We start from the raw sequence: 3,310 nt of genomic DNA, 5'->3' as shown, positions 1-3,310 counted from the left end.
TTCTCGAGACCATGATATTGCTAAAATATTTATATCTAACAGTTCTTTATTCGAGAGTCGGCTTAAGAAATTCGAGGAATTGTTAGAGGCTGGTTTGCCAGTGAATATGCTTATTTCTTCGTTTGAGCGGAACGCCTCAGCTAAGCGCTATGAGGTGGAACTCTTCGATTCGCTGAAGACACGGGGCGAGGCTCATTCTGATGTGTTTTCTTATGATAGGAGGGTTGGAAAGATACCAGCTGGAGGATATGAACTTCAGATAGGTCGCTATCATGTCGACATGAGGAAGACCCCACACATGCTGATAGGAGGCGCTTCGGGTTCAGGGAAGACGAATCTGCTTAATCAGCTGATACTTCAGGCATTGTGGGGAGGGGCTGACCTTCATATCGTGGATGTCAAGCTGGAGCTTAGCTCACTGGCTGAATCTATCCCATTCTACTCCAGCTATGACGAGGTCATGGAGTTACTGGATAGGCTGACTGAGACCATCGAGACGCGTGTCAGTTATATGGCTAACAACCGTATAGATGACTGTTCAGCTCTCTATAGTGCGGTCTATCTCTTCTTCGATGAGCTGGCTTCCTTCTCACTTTCTTGCAAAAGCCCTAAAGAGCTAAAGGAATTCCAGAACAAAATCGCTAAAATTATCCTACTTGGCCGTAAGGCTGGGGTCTTCGTAGTCATTAGTGGGCAGTATCATACATCGGAGACTTCTCTATCCGTGGCCTCCCGTGAGTCGCTCGCAATTAAGGTTGCCCTGGGACGAGCTAATAGAACCGCCCTCGAGGGTCTTGGCTTCAATGTGTCTGATTTTGATTTGAGGAATCGTGCATTTGCCAAGGGGGAGGGCTACATCTACGGCATGGAGAATCAGAGCCGACCCGCCCTGCTACAATTGGATTATTTGGCTTTCGATATGCCTGAGGCCGTAAAAATTTCAAAAAAAATATAAAAAAAATGAGAAAATCCCTTGATTCTCTCCTGAATTCTATTATACTAAAAGTAGAAACAAAAAAAAGAAACGATTGCAGTCGCTTCTTTCGGGGTTTCGACTATGCCAATTGCAGTGGCACAATCTATATTCTTAATTATATTACAATTCTATCATAGAGTTCTATTAAATTCAACAAAAAGAAAATAAAGATTGAAACCACTGCAAATGGCGCCCCTACTGGGGTACTATCGGCAGTGGTTTTTGATTTCCCTAATCTGCAGAAATTGAAAATCCTATGAAGTTACGCAGATACGAGGTATATTCTATGAAATTAGATTCTATGATTTCTGATTTTAAATCGGAAAAGACAACCTACGATTTCAAAGCCATTGTCCATTATGCTGGCGCTGAGGTGCGAGAGACCAAGGACGAGCGAGTGGCGACACAGTTCAATGTGTTAGTCTCTGACCGAGACCGTAAAGGTGCGGTACTGGTTCTTAAGACAGATGAAAAACTTGAACTGCGCAAGAACACCATCTACATGGTGCACGCAGAGACCAAGACCCGATTCCCTGAGAATCATTTCGGGGTGACTATCTACTGGGCAGATGCCCTGAAGAGCATTGAGCCAGTGGCCTATTACAGAGAGGAGGAATTGTCCTCAAAAGAATGAGGAAGTATATGCTACTCGGGAGGGGTTGAATAGCGTAGTCTTTCAACCCTGAGGGAGTGGCCCCGTCCCTGAATAGGGACGCAAAAAATGAACACTACAGGTACTAAATAGGTAGTGTTCAACGGTCAAAAATAGGGGCTAAGCCCTTGATACTACTGGTTTTCAGAGGTTTACTATGTTGCAAGCATACAAGATAGACTGGTTAGCATTTACGCTACCAGCTACGGAGGAGAACTATTTCGGAGATATCTTCGAAATTTTGAAGACATGGGGCTATGGTTCGATAGAGTTCGAGACTGTAGAGGGGCGCAATTTCTACAACTCTGGATTGACCCTGTCGGGGTATCTGACGATTTATTTTAACTCGCCCAAGAGAGATAGACTCAATGGCTCATCTGATACTGTGAACGTGATATTTACGGGGCAAGGATGTACTGACCTCTATCATCACGTGGCTGGTGACTGGGTTGGTGTCTTCCGAACTCTCCGAGAACATGAGGCACGCATGACACGGGTGGACATCGCCATGGACGACTATGAGGGATTGCTGAACTTGAAGACGATTGCTTACAAGCTCGACCGAGGTCACTATTGCTCTCGGAAGAAGGCCTACAATGTGATTCAGTCGCTTGGGAAGAACGAATCTGCAAGAGGTCAGACGGTATATATCGGGAATCCGCGGGCTAAGTCTACTCGAGATGGTAATGTGGTGTATCGCTTATATGATAAGCGCATGCAATATCTCGAGGAGCGCCAGCTCCTCCCTGAAGAGGCTAAGGACTGCTGGCTCAGATATGAGCTCATGCTGACAAGAAATAAGGCAGAGACCGCCGTGGATAAGCTCTTAGCTGGTCGAACGGTGGATCAGGTCTACAAGGGCATTGTGCGAAATATGATAACGTTCGTAAACCCCACAAGGAATCGCTCAGGCGAGCTATATAGCGACCTTAGGAACTGGACCATTTCCAGCTGGTGGGATGACTTCGTACAGGAGAACGACCTTATTAGGTTTAATAACGCAGAACGAGATGCTGACCTATACACGCTTCTCATGTGGCTTCGCAAGTCGGTTGTGCCAACGCTGAAGAACTTGGAGCGCATCTTCGAGTATCATGGCATAGACTTCTATGACGTGCTGGCTCGTGAGATTGAGGTCACCGATTTTCCTAAGAAAGCGGAAAGGCTGTACAATAACCTGACCAATCCTGATATGACTGAATTTGTAGAAAATGAAAAAGAAAGGTTCATAAATGATGATTACGAAATACTAAAATAGCGAGGTTCTAAAAATGAACAAATTGAAAAATACGATGGCGGTAGTCGCCTGCATACTGGGGCTGAACATAGTCCTGTTACTAACGGAGTGGACCAGAGGAGCGGGGGCACTCATGCTCCCGCTCTCTCTACTCCTAACCCTTATCTCCTATCAAGCTATCAAGAGACTAATCTACGAGACTCCGCCACGTGCTATGACATGGGCTGACTTCCTCTCTGATGTTCGTCTGTATTTCAAGATTTTGAAATCACTTGAGGAAGCTGTCATGACTGGTGAAGATATTCCGAGTTTTAAAATTTCTCGAGACCATGATATTGCTAAAATATTTATATCTAACAGTTCTTTATTCGAGAGTCGGCTTAAGAAATTCGAGGAATTGTTAGAGGCTGGTTTGCCAGTGAATATGCTTATTTCTTCGTTTGAG

Annotated in this window: 4 protein-coding genes; all 4 read left to right on the top strand. The window is 45.0% G+C overall.

Going from position 1 to position 3,310, the window contains the following annotated elements; translation table 11 throughout:
* A partial coding sequence (locus ACVR1I_RS10855; RefSeq protein ID WP_447444021.1) for an FtsK/SpoIIIE domain-containing protein occupies window positions 1-955 on the top strand: 955 nt, incomplete at its 5' end.
* Window positions 956-1,262: 307 nt separating this feature from the next.
* Window positions 1,263-1,610 (top strand): hypothetical protein, encoded by a 348-nt coding sequence (locus ACVR1I_RS10850; protein WP_447444020.1) that lies wholly within the window; start codon window positions 1,263-1,265, stop codon window positions 1,608-1,610.
* Between the two features lie 175 nt (window positions 1,611-1,785).
* Window positions 1,786-2,886, top strand: a complete 1,101-nt coding sequence (locus ACVR1I_RS10845) for a replication initiation factor domain-containing protein (protein ID WP_447444019.1) — start codon at window positions 1,786-1,788, stop codon at window positions 2,884-2,886.
* A 13-nt stretch (window positions 2,887-2,899) separates the two neighbouring features.
* A partial coding sequence (locus ACVR1I_RS10840; RefSeq protein ID WP_447444018.1) for a hypothetical protein occupies window positions 2,900-3,310 on the top strand: 411 nt, incomplete at its 3' end.

The organism is Streptococcus cameli (genome assembly GCF_053207365.1).
This window is presented reverse-complemented; position numbering and strand designations above follow the sequence as displayed.

Coding starts and splice junctions, on each gene's coding strand:
- ACVR1I_RS10845 (WP_447444019.1), top strand. CDS start 1,786: ATGTTGCAAGCATACAAGATAGACTGGTTAGCATTTACGCTACCAGCT.
- ACVR1I_RS10850 (WP_447444020.1), top strand. CDS start 1,263: ATGAAATTAGATTCTATGATTTCTGATTTTAAATCGGAAAAGACAACC.